General features: G+C 48.1%; 3 protein-coding genes and 1 pseudogene. 3 read left to right on the forward strand and 1 reads right to left on the reverse strand.

What is annotated here, in order from left to right; all coding sequences use genetic code 11:
• Window positions 1-148: 148 nt before the first annotated feature.
• A pseudogene (locus tag Ga0074115_RS15380) lies at window positions 149-409 on the reverse strand (helix-turn-helix domain-containing protein); the annotation flags it as partial.
• 125 nt (window positions 410-534) lie between these two features.
• Between Ga0074115_RS15380 and Ga0074115_RS15385 the strand changes: the two are divergent.
• The 3 genes from Ga0074115_RS15385 (at window position 535) to Ga0074115_RS16035 (ending at window position 2,721) form a co-directional block, all read left to right on the forward strand.
• Window positions 535-849 (forward strand): VIT1/CCC1 transporter family protein, encoded by a 315-nt coding sequence (locus Ga0074115_RS15385; protein ID WP_060528705.1) that lies wholly within the window; start codon window positions 535-537, stop codon window positions 847-849.
• A 491-nt stretch (window positions 850-1,340) separates the two neighbouring features.
• Window positions 1,341-1,823, forward strand: a complete 483-nt coding sequence (locus Ga0074115_RS15390; protein WP_269747101.1) for a reverse transcriptase domain-containing protein — start codon at window positions 1,341-1,343, stop codon at window positions 1,821-1,823.
• 265 nt (window positions 1,824-2,088) lie between these two features.
• Complete coding sequence (locus Ga0074115_RS16035) at window positions 2,089-2,721, forward strand: phospholipase C/P1 nuclease family protein (RefSeq protein WP_232433158.1); 633 nt, start codon at window positions 2,089-2,091, stop codon at window positions 2,719-2,721.
• The last annotated feature ends 91 nt before the right edge of the window (window positions 2,722-2,812 follow it).

Below are 2,812 nucleotides of genomic sequence, written 5' to 3' on the forward strand. Positions count from 1 at the left end.
ATGAGGAAGATCAGACAATAATTGACTTAGATATGGACAAGCGTGTTTCCTTTGTCTCAACGGGAGGCTCTTCGTTGCTGCATTGGGTTACAGAGCATTACTTGAAGAACTTCAATTGTCCGGAATTCCATCTGTATGACAACGACAAGCCCGAGTACGGAAAATCCAGCGAATACGTCAACACAGACGATTCGGTCTGTTCATCGACACGGTTCTTTGGATTGGGCTTGCGCCGATCTTTTTGCAGCAGCGATTCGACGCCACCGTCCTCAACGGCCTGTTTGTATCGGTAGAAAGTGTCCCGCGACAGGCCCATGACCTGGCAGGCTTTGGAGACGTTACCGAGCTCTTCGGCTAGATTCAGCAGCCCGACTTTGTGTTTGATGATCCGCTCGTTAGTATGAAGCATGAGGGTTACCTCTTTGGTTTCGATGGTCAGTTAGCACTTCCATCAAAACCGGTAACCCTCACTCTTTTCAAGTCAGGTGTCAGATCAGGTCTGAACTACTACAACTAAGAGAACTGGAAGATGCCATGATTGCAGACTTGCAGCAATCGGCCCACGGTCAGGCAGCCCGCCTCATGCCCTTTATTGTTGCCATGGTAAACGGCATGTCACCTTTCATTTTTGCATTGATAATTATAACCCCACTGGGAGTGGCGCATCAGTATCCGTGGCTTATCAGTTATCCTCTTGAAACTGCCGCCACGGTTGCTTTTATATTGATTTTCTTTCTGGGAGTATTCATAGGAAAAATTAGTGGTGGCTTCTGGCTATGGGCTGGCTTGCGAGCACTGTTGATTGCATTGATTACTAGTTTATTGATCTATGTTGTAGGTCTTGTATAAGGAGCTTTCGTTGATTTAGTTTCAAAGGATAGAAATTTGCTTTCGCTACGCGAAACCGATTTAACGGCGCGACTCACTACTCGCCCCTGATTCCTTGTCATTGCTCTTCTCCTCGCCGCTTCCACAGTTTATTATTCCCACCCCAAAACTCCAGCACCAACCGCCAGCCCACCCGTTTACCGCAATTTATGGGCCGAATTCATAGATTCAAAAAAACGGCAACACTTCACCCCCACCCTTCTCAGGCAATAGGCGGTAGCGGCTCATGTGTTAACTCATAGCTCAGAGGGATCTGACAACCGGTTTTCATTAGGCAGTTACAGGCCGCCCCCGGTACTGCGAGTTGAAATCGACAATGGGGATGGAGGGGTCAGGCTGTTGGACATACCGACGGTTGCAGGAGGCGCTCGAACGGGCACGTCAGCGGTGCAGGAAACGGTCCCTGGGTCCTGGGTCCTGGGTCCTGGGTCCTGGGTCCTGGGTCCTGGGTCCTGGATATGGACATCAAAGAGCCCTTTGATGACATCGACCACGATCTTCTCATGCGTGCAGTTCGCAAACATGTGAAGAACAAGTGGGAGATACTCTATATTGAGCGCTGGCTGAAAGCACCGATCCGGCATCGGGAAGGACGCCTGGAGTTGAGGGAGCGGGGAACATCTCAGGGCGATGTCGTGAGTCCACTGCTGGCCAACCTGTACCTTCACTATGTATTCTATACATGGGTAGAATGGCACTGTAGTGGCATTCAGTTCGAGCGCTGTGCGAACGATATCGTCTGCCACACTGCGCGAGTAAAAAAGAAGCCACGCGAGGGCTGGATAAAATATTATGGAAGATATGGGTGTACCGAATTACGGCGCGTTCTGTTCTATCTCATTGAAGAGATCGCCCACCGGGCGAAGTGGAAATACAAACGGCTTAGGAGCAAACACAAGGCGGTGCGCTGGTTTATGGGCGTGCACCAACGTTAACCAAGTCTGTTTGTTAACTGGAGCTTTACTTAAATGATATGGTTGGACGATAGGAGTCGCAGGAGGCGAGAGTCTCACGTGAAGGCCTTTGGGGGAAGTTCCCGTGGCTACTCGACCCTCAAGATCCCTGCTACCCCTCTCTTCCTCCATACCCAGGGGACTTCCTGTCCAATTCCAGCACTTGATGGATGCCTCGATGCTGGGATGCTTGGGCAAGAACGGTTGGATTTCCTATCCTTCACCTAACAATAAGAGTGTTATTAATATGAAAACACATGTTCATAAAAAAATCTCTCGATACTCAGTTAATCTTTTGCCGACAGGGTTACAATATTTTTTTGCGCAACAAATCAATGGCAGCTCAGCTATAGATTTGGTTGTTAATGGCTCCTACCTTGAAGATACAAGCATAGGTCCCTTGGGTATTCCAAAAAACCATGGCCCGAATGCAGCATCGGCTCTCCTTAGCTATGTTAGAAGTGGAGTAATCCCTTGGGTAGAACATTTTTGGAATCACGATTTTGATGATTATGGATTAGAGTTCGATGGCATGAAATTCTATTCAGCGCCTCACAGAGCAGATCGCTATTGGGATGAGCATGTAATCAATAAGTGGATATCGGGCGACAAAGAGCAAGCGATGGAAAATCTGGGGCGTGTCGTGCACTTGCTGGCTGATATGGGAGTACCCGCTCATGTGCATAATGACCCCCACATGGGTCTGCTTGATTATTTTGATGATGATGACTTTGAGGACTATGTGGGAGAGACTTTCAAGAAAGGCCACCTCCCTGAACAATGGAATGTCAACTTAAATCGAGACAAGATTGCCTTTAATTCAAGCTGGGATCTCACTGATTACTTTAAGAATTTTGCGGAGACTACTCAACTTTATTAATCGTTCCGAAAGTATTGGCAGTGTATACTGCTTTCCATGGCTACGATAAAAGAACAGCGTGATCAGAAAAGGAAAGATGTAGTGGAGGCGA

The sequence above is a fragment of the endosymbiont of Ridgeia piscesae genome, assembly GCF_001443665.1.
GTDB classification, from domain to species: domain Bacteria; phylum Pseudomonadota; class Gammaproteobacteria; order Chromatiales; family Chromatiaceae; genus Endoriftia; species Endoriftia persephonae.

Coding starts and splice junctions, on each gene's coding strand:
- Ga0074115_RS16035 (WP_232433158.1), top strand. CDS start 2,089: ATGAAAACACATGTTCATAAAAAAATCTCTCGATACTCAGTTAATCTT.
- Ga0074115_RS15385 (WP_060528705.1), top strand. CDS start 535: ATGATTGCAGACTTGCAGCAATCGGCCCACGGTCAGGCAGCCCGCCTC.